Source organism: Streptomyces boninensis (assembly GCF_048572725.1).
In the GTDB taxonomy this organism is placed as follows: Bacteria; Actinomycetota; Actinomycetes; order Streptomycetales; family Streptomycetaceae; genus Streptomyces; species Streptomyces boninensis.
The window spans coordinates 4,576,422-4,589,654 of sequence record NZ_CP183837.1; the positions used below are offsets into that span (position 1 = coordinate 4,576,422).

Here is a 13,233-nt window from a genome sequence, read left to right on the forward strand (position 1 = left end):
GTGCTCCGCACGGAGTCCTCAAACGCCGGACGGGCTTGATTTGCGCGTGGTCCGGCCCGGCGGACGGCGGTTGCTGCGCCCTGGGCAATCGCGCCTGGCGGCGCTCGCCCTCAAGCGCCGGGCGGGCTTGATTGTGCGTGTGTGCTTGCCGCGCGGCCTGGTGCGGTTTGGGGGGGTGGTGCGCGGGGTCGGCTTGGTGGTTCCGGGTGCGGCTGGCGCGGGGGGCTACGCGGTGGTCGGGTCTGTGGTTCCGGGTGCGGCCCGGAGGGGCTGCTCCGCTAGACGTTGGTTGCCCTAGTCCCGGTGCCGGGCCACGCTCCCGCAGCCCCTCCGGGCCACACCCTCCGCAGCGCCGGCGACCGCCGGACCACCCCAACCTCACCCCGACCCCTGCGGGTCGCACCCCCTGCCCCCGCCTCCGGGGCGGATCCTCCGCACCGCCGCCCGGCCGCCCGGCCGCCCCGCCCCCACACCCGCCCCCGGGTCGCATCCTCCCCACCCCCTCACCGCCGCCCGGCCGCCCGGGGGGACCAGCCGCCCCCACCCCTCCGCGGCCCGCCAACCCCACTCGCACCGCACCCCACCGCAACCCGGCGACGCCGCCGCCACCATCCGATGCCAAGCCACCCGCACCCCACCCACCCGGCTGACCGCAGGCCGCCCCACCCAGGGAGGGGCCGGGGTGGAACGACGCCGCCGAAAAAACCCAGCACCGAGCAGCGAACCGACCACCACGTTTTTTCGGTGGTGTCGTGGAACCCCGGCCCCGGCCCACCCACCCAAACCAGGGCGCGCCCTGCCGCACACAGCAACGGGCGGGCGGGTGGGCACAACCCCCTACTTAGCCTCCGCATACGCACCGCAAGCCACCGTCGTAAACGGAAACGCCACCGGCGTATCGCCAAAGGCGACCATCGCAGCCCCCCGCGCCGCCTCCCCAATCGCCTCCACCACACCCCCCACCTCCCCCACCGGACAGTGCACAATCACCTCGTCATGCTGGAAAAACACCAGCTCAGCCTCCCACCCCGCCAACAACCCCCGCAGCTGAGCAAGCACACACACCGCCCAGTCCGCCGCACTCCCCTGCACCACAAAGTTCCGCGTGAACCGCCCCCGAGCCCGCGCCGTCGCACTGCTCTGCGGAGGCCCTCCATCCGCCGCCTCCCCAGCCTGCTCCTGCGGAAGCCCCGCCTCCCCCGCCACCGACTCAGCCGCCGCCGAAGGCGGACACGTGCGGCCGAGGTGCGTGCGGACCAGCCGGTCCTCCTCGCCTGCCCGCGCCGCATCGTCGACGTACGCGATCGCCGCCGGATACCGCCGCCGCAGCACCGCCATGTGCTTCAGCGCATCCCCCGACGTCTGCCCGTAAATCGCCCCCAGCAGCGCCAGCTTCGCCTCATCACGGCCGCCGGGCAGCTGCCCGTACAGATCGCGGTCCGTGGACGCCGCCTGCATCAGCCCCGGATCCCGGGAGATCGCCGCCAGCACCCGCGGCTCCATCTGCGCGGCGTCCGCGACGACCAACCGCCACCCCGGATCCGCAACCACCGCCCGCCGGATCACCTTCGGAATCTGCAGCGCCCCACCACCATTGGTCGTCCACCGTCCCGACACCGTCCCACCAGGCACGTACTCAGGCCGGAAACGCCCATCCGGATCCACCCACTGCCGCAGCCACGACCAGCCATGCGCAGTGTGCAGGCGATACAGCCGCTTGTACTCAAGCAGCGGAGCCACCGCCGGATGGTCGATCTCCATCAGCTCCCACTTGCGGGTGGAGCGGAGCTTCACGCCCGCCTTCGCGAAGCCGCGGAGGACGTCCGCGGGCAGGTCGGGGCGGATCCGTACGCCCAGCGCTGCCGAGACCTCCGCCGCCAGCTCGGCCAGCCGCGGGGGTTCGAGGCCGCCGGGGTAGCGGCCGCCGAGCAGCTCCGTGAGCAGGGCGTCGTGGATGTCGGCGCGCCAGGGGAGGCCCGCGCGGTGCATCTCGGCGGCCACCAGCCAGCCGGCGGACTCAGCCGCGATGAGGAGGGTCATGCGGTCGGGGTGCGGGGTGGCCTGCGTGCGGGTGAGCTGGTCGGCGTAGACCTGCTGGAGGGCGTCGAGGGCGGATGTGGCCGGGGGCAGCGGGGGTGGGGCCGGGTCGAAGAGCGAGGGTGGGGCGGAGGGGTCGCGTGGGGGCGGGTCCTCCGGTACGGGCAGGCCGCGGACCCGTGCGTACGCGGCGGGGAGGGAGCGGGGGAGGCCGCTCATGCCCTCGTGGGCGAGGAGCAGGGTCTCCGCCGCCTCCGCGTCATAGCAGCGGTCGACGCGGACGCCTGCGGCGAGCAGCCGCGGGTAGACGGCCGCGGTCGCCGGCCAGACCCAGCGCATCGCCTCCGGCGCGGACCGTACGGCCGAGGGCAGGTCGGCGTGGTCGGTCACGGGGCCCGCGGGGGAGCCGTCAGCCGCGAGCGGGCGGGTGCGCACCCTCCCGTCAGCCTCCTCAGCCAGTGCCCACCGCATGTCTCGAACGCTAGCGCGTGGGTCTGACAACGGTGCCCGTCGCATCGGCGGGCGCCGGAAACGTCCGGGCCCACCCGTCCCGCCCAGCGGGACGCCTGCCCCCGAGAGACGGGACGCCCGGCCCTACGGCCGGATATTGCTCACCACATTCGCCGTAGCATCCAGCCCCGTCTGAATCGTCGGTGCCATGGCCGTGCTCGCCAGGTAGAAGCCGAGGAGCACGCACACCACCGCGTGCGTCACCTTCAGGGAGCCGCTGCGGAGGAAGACGATCGCGAGGACCAGGAGCAGCAGCACCACCGAGATCGAGATCGCCATGGGATCGCCGTGCGCCCCTTGCGCACCGTTCGCCATCGCACTTGCCGTCAACACGCCGTCAGTGTCGCGCAGCGAATAGGGGCGGACGGGGGAAGCACCCGTCCGCCATATGGGTACGAACTAAGGACCCGCGGGCCCCAGCCCGCTCAGCGCCACCTCCGACGCCAGCCGCGCCGCCGCCGTCCCCCGCCCCGACGGCACCGGCAGCGCCGCACCTGGCCCACCCGCATGCCGCCGCAGGTCGGCCTCCCCGTAGCGGCGGACATGCCGGTGCCAGTTCAGGATCCCCGCGATCCAGTTCTGCAGGTCACGGACGTACGCGTCCAGCCCACCCCGCGCCGCCTCGTCCAGCCCCAGGTCGTCGCAGAGCACCGGCAGCTCCGCCTCCGCCACGTGCCGGAACTGGTCCATCCGCCCCTGCATCAGATCCCCGGTGATCGCCACGCCCGTCGGATAGTCGCAGCCGAAGAAGTCCTGCACCACCAGCACACAGTTGTGCACCTCCCCCTCGTACTCGATCTCCTTCTGGTACGAGAAGACGTCGTTGAGGAGGCAGGCGTAGTCGATGGCCGCGTTCTCCAGCGACTGCACGGGCCCGGCCCCGTACACCTCCCCGGGGATGTCCTCCGTCCGCCGCAGCCGGCACAGCACCTTGGTGAGGTCCGCGCCGAAGGTGGCCCGGCGCATCTCCAGGTAGTCCACCGGGTCGGGGACCCGGTTCGCCGCCTGGTTGTCCAGCTCCCAGAGCCAGCTGTGCAGCATGTCCTCGACGGAGGTGCGCAGCAGGGCGCGGGCGGACGGCGGCAGCGGCGTCGCCGTGCGGGTCCACAGGTCCGCGAGGCCGCGCTCCAGCGCACTGCGGGGCGGAGGTGTGGCCGCCGGGTCGTCGAGTGGCATGAAGGCGGGCAGCCGCTCCGTGGCGGCCCGCGCGCCCGCCAGGTCGCGGGGGCGGCCGTAGACGGCGGGGTAGTAGTCGTCGGCGTACGTGCCCCAGGCGAGCCAGCCCGCGGTCAGGTCGAGGTCGTCGGGGGTGGCGTCGGGGTGGATGCCGGCGGCGCAGAGCGGCAGGTCGGTGTCGCGGAGGCGGGCCTCGTCCCAGACGTGGGAGTGGGGGATGCCGGGCTGCGGCTTGAGGATGCCCATGCGGTGGGCCCAGGCGACGAGGCGGCGGCGGGCGCCGGCCAGGTGCGGGCTCAGGGTGAGCGGGAAGGGCATGTCCATGGGCGGGAGTTGGTACGGGCCTGTGCGGCGGTACGGGAGATGGCTGAAACTGCGCGCTCGTGCCTTCTCCGCGCGCAGGGTGGTGGCCGCGTTCAGGGGGCCCGGCAGCGCCAGGACCGGCTCGTTGCTCCGCTCGTAGCTGTAGCGGCTGGAGCGCAGGTGCCACTCCAGGCCGCCTGCCTGCCAGTCCTGGAGGCCCTTGACGTACTTCGCCGCCGCAGCCGATTGCTCCGGGGACAGGCCCGACTCCGCACATACCGCCGGTAGTTCAGTGAGAGCCGTGTGGTCGAACTGGTGCAGCCGGGATGTGATCAGGTCGCCGACGGCGTCCGCGGCCTCCTGGGTCGTGCAGTCGAAGAAGGTCTGCAGGACCAGCACGCCATTGCTCAGCTCGCCCTCCTCCTCGACCTCCCGGACGTACGAGAAGAGGTCATTGCGGAGGTGGACGGCGTCCGCGAAGGCGTCGGTGAGGACGCGGACCGGGCGGGTCGAGGCGATCTCGGCCGGGAGTTCCGCCTGCTCCGAGACCTCCACCAGGCCGGCCGACCAGGGTGCGCCGCCGACCTTGCGGCGCATCTCGATGTACTCGACCGGGTTCGCGATCCGGCCCGCGCCGATGTTGGCGAGCTCCCACAGCGACTCGTTGAGGAGATTGCGGGTGGACGCGGCGAAGCGGGCGCGCCAGGACGGGGACATGCGCGGGACGGTGCGCGTCCACAGGTCGGCCAGGCCTGCCTCGACCGGGTTCGACGGCTCCGGGATGGCGGCGCCGTCCGCCACCGGCATGAACGCCGGCAGCGGCTCCAGGTGGGCCGTCGCCGCCTCGCGGTCCGGGGTGCGCTTGTAGCGCTCCCAGAAGTGGTCGTCGAAGAAGAAGACCCACACGTACCAGTCCGTCACCAGCGCCAGGTCGTCGGCGGTGGCGTCGGGGTGGGTGTACGCGCACAGCAGCGCATAGTCGTGCGCGTCGAAGTCGGCCGTCGTCCACACCCCGGAGCCCTCGAGCATGCCCAGCGACCGGGCCCACTCGCGGGAGTGGGCCCGGGCCGATTCCACGTGCGGATTCAGCCGCGCGGGATACGGACGATAGGGCTCCGGGAGCGTGAAGGGCTGCTCTTTCGGCTTGCCCGGCTCGGTCATCAGTGGCCGATCTCCACGTCCTCAAGAATTCCGAGGGCGTCGGGTACGAGCACCGCGACGGAGAAGTAGGCGCTTACCAGATACGAGATGATCGCCTTTTCGTCAATGCCCATGAAGCGCGCGTTCAAGCCTGGCTGAATTTCGTCGGGAATTCCCGTCTGGTGCAGTCCTACGACGCCTTGTTCGGCCTCTCCCGTACGCATCGCAATGATGGAGCTGGTGCGCTGCGGGGAAATCGGGATTTTGTTGCAGGGGAGAATGGGGATTCCGCGCCAGGCGGGGACCGTACGGCCGTCGATCTCGCTCATCGCCGGGTAGATGCCGCGGCTGTTCCACTCGCGGCCGATGGCGGCGATGGTGCGCGGGTGGGCGAGCAGGAGGCGGGTGGAGCGGCGGCGGGAGATGAGTTCGTCGAGGTCGTCGGGGGTGGGCGGGCCCGAGCGCGGGTGGATGCGCTGCTTGAGGTCGGCGTTGTGGAGGAGGCCGAAGTCCTTGTTGTTGACCAGCTCGTGCTCCTGGCGCTCGCGCAGCGCCTCGACCGTCAGGCGCAGCTGCTCCTCGGTCTGGTTCATCGGGTCGTTGTAGAGGTCGGCGACCCGGCTGTGCACGCGCAGGACGGTCTGGGCGACGCTGAGCTCGTACTCCCGGGGCGTCAGCTCGTAGTCGACGAAGGTGCCGGACAGGTCGGTCTCGCCGGAGTGGCCCGAGGTCAGGGCGATCTCGGCCTCGCCCGACTTGTTCTGGCGCTGCTGCGGGATGGCGCGGAAGGCGTCCACATGGGCGCGGAGGGCAGGGGCGTTCTCCAGGAAGGCCTGCAGGTCGGCGCGGTCGAGCTCCAGGACGGTGGCGGAGGTCTGGGCGCGCACCGTGTACGGCCACTCGGCCTCGGCGCCGTAGAGGAGCTCGCTGCCGAGGTGGCTGCCGTCGGCGAGGACGCCGAGCACGGTCTCGTCGCCGTACTTGCCGGTGCCGAGCTGCTCAAAGCGGCCGTGCGCGATCAGGACGACGCGGTCGGCGGGGGCGCCTTGTGTAACCAGCACGTCGCCGCGGGCCAGCTCGCGTTGGCGGAAGCGGCCGGCGAGGGCGTCCAGCGCCTCCGGCTCTGCCTCGACGGTGCGCAGCGGGGGCAGCTCGCGGAGCTCCTGGGGGATGACGCGGATTTCACCTGCTGTTGACGTGAATTCGACGTGGCCGTCCCCGAGGGTGTGGGTCAGCCGCCGGTTGACGCGGTACGCGCCGCCCTTCACTTCGGTCCACGGCAGCACCTTCAGCAGCCAGCGGGAGGAAATGCCCTGCATCTGCGGAGGCGTTTTGGTGGTGGTGGCGAGATTACGGGCGGCCGCGGTGGCGAGGCTGCGCTGGGAGTTCTGCTCAGCGGTGGGCGACAGAGCTTCTTCCAGGGAGGTCGTCATGGCAGCGAAACTAGAGCCTTGGAGATGGGCCGACAATCGCTCAAAAGAGTAGGCATAACGGGCTTGGAATATGGCTAGAGATATGCAATTTCCGGTTCGGGGCGGCGGCAGCGGTGGGCGTTGTCAGTGGCGGGGCGTACCGTCGTACGCATGTGCCGATCGATCAAGACGCTGCGCCCGCCGTACGCCGAAGACGTCACCGAGGACGACACGCACGCGGCCGCGCTGCAGTACGTACGCAAGATCTCCGGATTCCGGCAGCCCGCACCACACAATGCGGCTGCCTTCGACAAGGCGGTCGAGCAGATCGCCGCGGCCACGGATGAGCTGCTCGACCACCTGGTCGTGAAGGGGCAGAAGGCGAGTTAGGGGCTTCGGCTAGGGGCCGGTCGCCGCCGGTTCCGCCACGCCGTAGCGGGTGGTCAGCAGGCCGCGGCAGAGGCCCGCGTTGCCGTCGATGCTGACCCTGACCGCCTGGGCGAAGCGGAGGCGGTCAGGGGGCAGCGGGGCGCCGTGCTCGTCCAGGAGGAGGGGTGAGTGGGGTGCTGTCGTGAGGCCCAGTGCCTTGCGGCGGTGGAGCAGGGCCGTGTGCTGGGGGGATGGGGGTATGTCCGCCAGGGTGAGAGTCGCCAGGTCGGGTGCCGTTTGCGGGAGCGTGCGGCAGAGGCGTTCCAGTGCGGCCAGGTAGGCCTTGCGGCGGAAAGTGTCGCGGAGCTGTGCCAGCTCGTCGGTCGCCAGGCCGGGGAAGGCGCCGGCGAAGCCGGACTGCGCCGCCACCCCGGCGTTGATCTCCGTCGCCGCGAAATGGTCCTCGAGGCGAATCTCCAGCGAGGCGACGCCCGGCACCTGTCGTACGGCGTCGTGCGCGTCCGCCGCCATCAGGTACGCGAAGTTCGGCGCGCAGAAGTACGTCGGCAGGCGGAGCCTGACCAGCACGTGGGTGCCGGTGCAGGCCACCTCCGTGACGAATCCGAGGGTGGTGATGGGTTCATCGAGCTCCGGGTCGTGGACGGTGTTGAGCGCCGCCAGGGTCGCGCCGGTCAGGCCGCCCGTCGTCCCGCCCATCGCGCCGGTCATGCCGCCGCCCGCGCCGCGGGCACCTCGGCCGGCACCTCGATGTCGTACAGCCGCGCCGCGTTGAGGCCGAGGATCTTGCGCTTGATGTCGGGGGTGAGGATCCCGTACTCCGCCTGCATATCCTCCGGGATCTGGAAGTCCACGAACTGCTCCACCAGCCACTTCGGCTGCCAGATCGCATAGTCGCTGGAGAAGAGGAGCCGGTCCTCGTCCAGCCAGTACAGCAGCTCGCCGATGATCTGCGCGAAGTAGCGCGGGCGGGTGTGGATGAAGGGCATCGCCACCGCCAGGCCGCCGTAGACGTTCGGCTCCTGCGTGGCGATCCAGCAGAAGTCCTCCAGCCGGGGCAGGCCGACATGTTCCACGATGAAGCGCAGGTCGGGGAAGGCCGTCGCCGCGTCGTCGACGTCCGCCACGTCGAAGGCGTCGCGGTTGAGCGGGTAGATCGTCGGGCCCTTGTGGACGTGGATGTTGCGGATGCCGAGCTCCTGGCACTTCTCCAGGTAGCGGTACGCCCACGGGTCGGAGAGCTTCCAGCCCTTGGAGTCGCCGCGCCACTCGGCGGTGTAGAGCTTGACGCCCTGGAGCTGCCAGCGGTCGGCCAGCTCGGCGAGCCGGTCGAGGCCCGCTTTCTCGTCGCGCGGGTCGAAGGAGCCGTTGACGATGAACTTGCCGGGGTGCCGCTCGGCCACCTCACCGTCCTGCTCGGTGGTGTTGAAGCCGTTGATGTAGAAGTCCGTCAGATAGGTGGGCTGGAAGATCGCCTTGTCCACGTACCCCGTCTCGAAGAGGTCGTGCAGCAGGTCGTCCTCGGTCGGCTTCGCGAACTTCTCCAGCGGCCACAGCCACTCCTTCGGGGAGAGGTTGCGGTGGTAGTCGTAGAAGCACTCGATGAAGCCCTTGCCGTAACGGTTCGCCTGGTTGGCCGGGCTGCCGTCCCAGAAGTGGATGTGGCCGTCGACCACGAAGTACCGCTCGCCATCCTTCTCGTACATGTCTGACTCATCGCTCCTTCGCGGGTACGAGGATGCCCCGCCCCTGCAGCCGGCCCGCGTCGAGGTCGGCCATGGCGTCGGCGACCGCGTCGAGGGGGTAAGTGCGGGTGTGCAGGCGGACCTTGTCCTGGGCCGCCAGGGTCATCAGCTCGTCGAGGTCGTTGTAGCTGCCGACGAGGTTGCCGATGACGTTGATCTCGCTGGAGATGATGTCGATGGTCGGGACCCGGACCTCGCCCCCGTAGCCGATGACGTAGTACGAGCCCGCCCGGCGCACCATCGCCACGCCCTCGGCCTCGGTGCCGCGCTCGCCGACGAAATCGAGGACGACGTGGGCGCCTTGCCCGTCGGTGCGGTCCTTGACCGCCTCGACCTGGCGGCCGTCGGCCTGGATGGTGTGGTCGGCGCCCAGCTCGGCGGCGAGGGCGAGGGCCTGCTCCGAGCGGTCCACCACCACGACCTCCGCGGCGGTGAGCGCCTTGAGGCACTGGATGCCGATGTGGCCGAGGCCGCCGGCGCCGATGACCACCGCGACGGTGCCGGGGTAGAGCAGCGGCACCGCCTTGCGGACCGCGTGGTACGCCGTGAGGCCCGCATCCGCGAGCGCCGCCACATCGGCGGGCTGCAGGCTGGGGTCGAGCTTGACCACCGAGCGGGCCTTGGTGAGCAGCAGCTCCGCCATGCCGCCATCCGAATCGATTCCGGGGAACGCGGAGTTGGCGCAGTGCACGTCGTCGCCCGACCGGCAGGGGCGGCACAGGCCGCAGGTGGCGAGCGGGTGCAGGATGACCGGGTCGCCGGGCCTGACGTGGGTGACGCCGGAGCCGGTCTCCCGTACCCAGCCGGCGTTCTCGTGGCCGAGGGTGTACGGCAGTTTGACGCCGGACTTCTGCTCCCACTGGCCCTCGATGATGTGCAGGTCGGTGCGGCAGAGGCCGGCGCCGCCGATCTCGACGATCACGTCGAGGGGGCTGGAGAGGACGGGCTCGGGGACCTCTTCGACGGTGGGGTGGCGGTCGTATGCGTGCAGTCTGATGGCTTTCATGCGGGCGGTCCCTCCTCCTTGTTCCTTCGCATACGGGCAGGTCAGGAGAACTGGATGCCGCCGTCGATCATGACCGACTGCCCGGTCATGTAGTCGGAGTCGGGCGAGGCCAGGTAGGAGACGAAGGCGGCGACGTCCGCGGGCTCCTCGACCCGGCCGAGGGCGATGCCCTCCGCGTACTTCTTGATGGCCTGGCCCTTGTGCAGACCTTCCGCCTGGGCGAGCTTCTCGTCAATGAGCTCCCACATGGCGGTGCCGACGATGCCCGGGCAGTAGGCGTTGACGGTGATGCCGTGCTGCGCCCACTCCATGGCGGCGGCCTGAGTGAGGCCGCGGACACCCCACTTGGAGGCGGAGTACGGGCCGAGGAGGGCGAAGGGGCGGTACGCGACGATGGACGCGGCGCCGATGATCTTGCCGCCGGTGCCCTGGGCGATCATCTGGCGGGCGGCGGCCGTGTAGGAGAGGAAGACGCCGCGCAGGTTGACGTCCATGATCTGGTCGAACTCCTCGGGGCTGGTGTCGAGGAGTGATGTCACGCGGGCGATGCCGGCGTTGGCGACGTAGACGTCGACCTTGCCGAAGTGTCCGGCGGCGGCCTGGATCAGGGCGTCGGTGTCGTCCTTGCTGGTCACATCGGCGGTGACGGCGAGGGCGCGGCGGCCGGTCTTCTCGATGGCAGCGGCGACCTCGTCGAGCTCGGCGCGCATGGCGGGGAGGTCGGAGACGGCGACGTCGAGGCCGTCGGCGGCGAGGCGCTCGGCGATGCCGCGGCCGATGCCGCGGGCGGCGCCGGTGACTATGGCGGTGCGGGGGGCGCTGGCGCTTGGCTGGGTGGTCATTGCGGCTCCCTGCTGAGGCTGGCTTCGGGGTTGCTTGGGCATCAGCGTGGGGCCGGGGCGCGGTGTCGAGTTTTTCAATGTGGAACACGGCGGGGGACGGGGCTGCCGCAGCCATGGCCGGGTGGCCGTGCCGTTCGTAATATGGCTGAAACACCGCCTGGCGGAGGTGGCATGCTCATCGACGGCGAGGCGCGCGCGCATAGCATCGCGCAGGCGCGGCTGAAGTTCCTGGAAGGTGAGGCGGCGGCTGCTGCCGTGGTGCCGGAGCGCATCCGCAACTCCTGGCAGCGCTCCCTGCACCTGGGCATCGGCATCGACGAGGTGCAGGCCCCCTACCAGCCCGATTACGACCGCGAGAGCCGCCTGGTGCGGGCGGCGGGGCCGGTGCTGGACCGGCTGGAGGAGAGCCTCGCCGGGTCGGATGCGTGCCTGATCGTGACCGATCGGCGGGGGTGGGTGCGCGATCGGCGGGTCGGCGAGGACAAGTTGTCGGCGCATCTGGACCGGGTGCATCTGGCGCCTGGTTTCAGCTATGCGGAGCAGTTCGTCGGCACGAATGGGATTGGGGTGGCGCTGGAGGAGCGCCGGCCGTCGGTGGTGCTGGCGACGGAGCACTTCAGCGAGCGGCTGCAGGGGGTGTCGTGTGCGGCGTCTCCGATTCGGCATCCGATCACGGGCCGGGTCGCTGGCGCGATGAATCTCACCTGCTGGAACGGTCCATCCAATGCGCTGATGGCGGCGTTGGCTCAGCAGGCGGCCTGGGATGTGGAGCGGGTGCTGTACGAGCTGTCGACGTCGTCGGAGCGGGCGCTGCTGGAGGCGTTTCGGCAGGCGACGCATTACGGGGATCGGCCGGTGGTGTGTCTGGGGGTTGGGCAGGATCTGGTGCTTGCCAACTCTGCTGCTGCGCAGTGGCTTTCTGGTGAGGATCATGGGTTGTTGTATGAGGTGGCGGTGGAGTTGGGGGGTGCGGGGGCGCGCGGGCCGCGCGGGCCGCGGGGGCGGCGGGTGCGGTTGACCGGGGGGAGGTCGGTGCGGGTGCGCTGTCGCGCGGTGCGTGGGGCGGGGGATGTTGCTGGGTATCTGCTGGAGTTGGGCTTTGATGCGGTGGGGGGTGCGGGGGCGGCGGCTGTGGGGGGTGCGTGGGCCGCGGGGGCCGCGGGTGCGGCAGCGGGTGCGAGGGCCGAGGCGGGCGCGGGTCCCGGGGCAGGCACCGGCGCGGGCGTGAGTCCGGGTGCGGGCACCGACGCGGGCGGGGGTCCGGGTGCGGGCACCGGCGCGGGCGGGGGTCCGGGTGCGGGCACCGGCGCGGGTGCGGGGCGCGCGGGCGCGGTCGGTGAGACTTCAGATGGCCCCGGGCCAGAGGGTGGCGCGCTGCGCGCGGTGGGGTCCGGGAGGTGGGCGGCCGAGATGCGCCGCGGCGGCGCGGGTGGCGTCGCCGGCGGCTCGGGCGTGGCGGTGGACCGGCCGTGGCCGTTGCCCGGGCTTGCCGGTACGGAACCGGCGTGGAGTCGCGCCGCGCGGACCGCTTCGCGGTGTGCGGGGGAGCGGGTGCCGCTCCTGGTCGAGGGCGAGGCGGGTACCGGGCGGACGGCGCTGGCGCGAGCGGCGCATGAGCTCGGCGGGTCCGCGTGGGCTCCAGTAATCCTGGACGCCGCCAGTCCCGCCGTGGCCATCGCGCCTGGCGGCGCTCGTCCTCAAACGCCGGACGGGCTTGAAAGTGGGCCCTCGCGCCGCAGGAACGCGGCTCCAGCAGACACGGACATAGGCCCGCGAGCCGGCGAGGGCACGTGCGCAGGCCCAGGCTCGGACGAAGGCGCAGGCCCAGGCCCAGGCTCGGACGAAGGCGCAGGCCCAGGCCCAGGCTCGGACGAAGGCGCAGGCCCAGGCCCAGGCTCGGACGAAGGCGCAGGCCCAGGCCCAGGCTCGGACGAAGGCGCAGGCCCAGGCCCAGGCTCGGACGAAGGCGCAGGCCCAGGCCCAGGCCCAGGCTCGGACGAAGGCACGGGCCCAGGCCCAGGCCCCGGCCCGGACGAAGCCACGGGCCCACGGGAGGCATTCGGGCTGGTCCAAGCCATCCGCTCCGCCCCCGCCGGCCCCGGTCGCTCCCTCGTGCTCCGGCACCTGGAGGCCGTGTCAGGCGAGCACGCCGCCTCCGTGGCCCGCGCCCTCGACGCCGCCGCCCTTCGCGGCACCTGGGTGGTCGCCACCCTCGCGCAAGGCGCCCAGGCGCCCGACCCGCTCCTGCGGTGCTTTACCGAGGCCGTCGGTGTGCCGCCGCTGCGGCAGCGGCTTGGCGATCTCCCCGCGGTCACCGCCTGTCTCCTTCGGCGCACCGGTGCCGACGTCGACTGTGCCCCGGATGTGCTGCCGATGTTGCGGCGCCGGGCCTGGCCCGGGAATGTCGCCGAGCTCGAAGCGGTGTTGCGGGCGGCTGCTGCCGGCAGGCGTACGTATCGGATTGAGGCCCGCGATCTGCCGCCCGCGGCGCACTCCGACGGCCGCCGCAGCCTCACCGGGTGGGAGGCGGCCGAGCGGGACACCCTCGTCCAGGCGCTGCGCGCGGCCAACGGCAACAAGCTTCTCGCCGCGCAGGAGTTGGGGATTTCGCGTACCACCATCTATCGGAAGATGCGGGCTTACGGCATCGCCCTGTGAAGCCCGCTGGCCTCCAG

General features: G+C 71.7%; 10 protein-coding genes. 2 read left to right on the top strand and 8 right to left on the bottom strand.

Annotation, left to right across the window (positions count from 1 at the left end):
• Window positions 1–837: 837 nt before the first annotated feature.
• From ACNNMR_RS20810 to ACNNMR_RS20825, 4 genes are all read right to left on the bottom strand, one after another.
• Window positions 838–2,508: a bifunctional 3'-5' exonuclease/DNA polymerase gene (locus tag ACNNMR_RS20810; RefSeq protein WP_419996157.1), complete on the bottom strand. Its 1,671-nt coding sequence runs from the start codon at window positions 2,506–2,508 to the stop codon at window positions 838–840.
• 123 nt (window positions 2,509–2,631) lie between these two features.
• Window positions 2,632–2,826, bottom strand: a complete 195-nt coding sequence (locus tag ACNNMR_RS20815; protein WP_419996158.1) for a hypothetical protein — start codon at window positions 2,824–2,826, stop codon at window positions 2,632–2,634.
• 120 nt (window positions 2,827–2,946) lie between these two features.
• Window positions 2,947–5,187, bottom strand: a complete 2,241-nt coding sequence (locus ACNNMR_RS20820) for a terpene synthase family protein (RefSeq protein WP_419996159.1) — start codon at window positions 5,185–5,187, stop codon at window positions 2,947–2,949.
• Window positions 5,187–6,599 (bottom strand): family 2B encapsulin nanocompartment shell protein, encoded by a 1,413-nt coding sequence (locus ACNNMR_RS20825; RefSeq protein ID WP_419996160.1) that lies wholly within the window; start codon window positions 6,597–6,599, stop codon window positions 5,187–5,189. Before ACNNMR_RS20825 ends, ACNNMR_RS20820 begins: the two co-directional genes overlap by 1 nt.
• Before the next feature lie 150 nt (window positions 6,600–6,749).
• On the opposite strand from ACNNMR_RS20825, the gene ACNNMR_RS20830 reads away from it, so the two are divergent.
• A complete protein-coding gene (locus ACNNMR_RS20830; protein WP_419996161.1) occupies window positions 6,750–6,968 on the top strand; it encodes a DUF2277 domain-containing protein in 219 nt (72 codons plus the stop codon).
• Window positions 6,969–6,977: 9 nt separating this feature from the next.
• Here the strand turns inward: ACNNMR_RS20830 and ACNNMR_RS20835 are convergent, their stop codons facing one another.
• From ACNNMR_RS20835 to ACNNMR_RS20850, 4 genes are read right to left on the bottom strand one after another with little or no spacing between them, the layout of a single operon-like run.
• Entirely contained in the window at window positions 6,978–7,676 is a 699-nt protein-coding gene (locus tag ACNNMR_RS20835) for an iron-sulfur cluster assembly protein (RefSeq protein WP_419996162.1), read from the bottom strand.
• A complete protein-coding gene (locus ACNNMR_RS20840) occupies window positions 7,673–8,671 on the bottom strand; it encodes an amidohydrolase family protein (RefSeq protein WP_419996163.1) in 999 nt (332 codons plus the stop codon). Before ACNNMR_RS20840 ends, ACNNMR_RS20835 begins: the two co-directional genes overlap by 4 nt.
• A 7-nt stretch (window positions 8,672–8,678) precedes the next feature.
• The gene (locus ACNNMR_RS20845; RefSeq protein WP_419996164.1) at window positions 8,679–9,716 is read right to left on the bottom strand and encodes an NAD(P)-dependent alcohol dehydrogenase; all 1,038 of its coding nucleotides are present in this window, start codon (window positions 9,714–9,716) and stop codon (window positions 8,679–8,681) included.
• A 41-nt stretch (window positions 9,717–9,757) separates the two neighbouring features.
• Window positions 9,758–10,558, bottom strand: coding sequence for an acetoin reductase (locus tag ACNNMR_RS20850; protein WP_419996165.1), 801 nt, complete (start codon window positions 10,556–10,558; stop codon window positions 9,758–9,760).
• Window positions 10,559–10,729: 171 nt separating this feature from the next.
• Between ACNNMR_RS20850 and ACNNMR_RS20855 the strand changes: the two genes are divergently transcribed.
• Complete coding sequence (locus ACNNMR_RS20855) at window positions 10,730–13,216, top strand: helix-turn-helix domain-containing protein (RefSeq protein ID WP_419996166.1); 2,487 nt, start codon at window positions 10,730–10,732, stop codon at window positions 13,214–13,216.
• The last annotated feature ends 17 nt before the right edge of the window (window positions 13,217–13,233 follow it).

Bases quoted from the DNA above. Each gene is read 5' to 3' on its own strand.
- ACNNMR_RS20810 (WP_419996157.1), bottom strand. From the start codon at position 2,508: ATGCGGTGGGCACTGGCTGAGGAGGCTGACGGGAGGGTGCGCACCCGC.
- ACNNMR_RS20815 (WP_419996158.1), bottom strand. From the start codon at position 2,826: ATGGCGATCTCGATCTCGGTGGTGCTGCTGCTCCTGGTCCTCGCGATC.
- ACNNMR_RS20820 (WP_419996159.1), bottom strand. From the start codon at position 5,187: ATGACCGAGCCGGGCAAGCCGAAAGAGCAGCCCTTCACGCTCCCGGAG.
- ACNNMR_RS20825 (WP_419996160.1), bottom strand. From the start codon at position 6,599: ATGACGACCTCCCTGGAAGAAGCTCTGTCGCCCACCGCTGAGCAGAAC.
- ACNNMR_RS20830 (WP_419996161.1), top strand. From the start codon at position 6,750: ATGTGCCGATCGATCAAGACGCTGCGCCCGCCGTACGCCGAAGACGTC.
- ACNNMR_RS20835 (WP_419996162.1), bottom strand. From the start codon at position 7,676: ATGACCGGCGCGATGGGCGGGACGACGGGCGGCCTGACCGGCGCGACC.
- ACNNMR_RS20840 (WP_419996163.1), bottom strand. From the start codon at position 8,671: ATGTACGAGAAGGATGGCGAGCGGTACTTCGTGGTCGACGGCCACATC.
- ACNNMR_RS20845 (WP_419996164.1), bottom strand. From the start codon at position 9,716: ATGAAAGCCATCAGACTGCACGCATACGACCGCCACCCCACCGTCGAA.
- ACNNMR_RS20850 (WP_419996165.1), bottom strand. From the start codon at position 10,558: ATGACCACCCAGCCAAGCGCCAGCGCCCCCCGCACCGCCATAGTCACC.
- ACNNMR_RS20855 (WP_419996166.1), top strand. From the start codon at position 10,730: ATGCTCATCGACGGCGAGGCGCGCGCGCATAGCATCGCGCAGGCGCGG.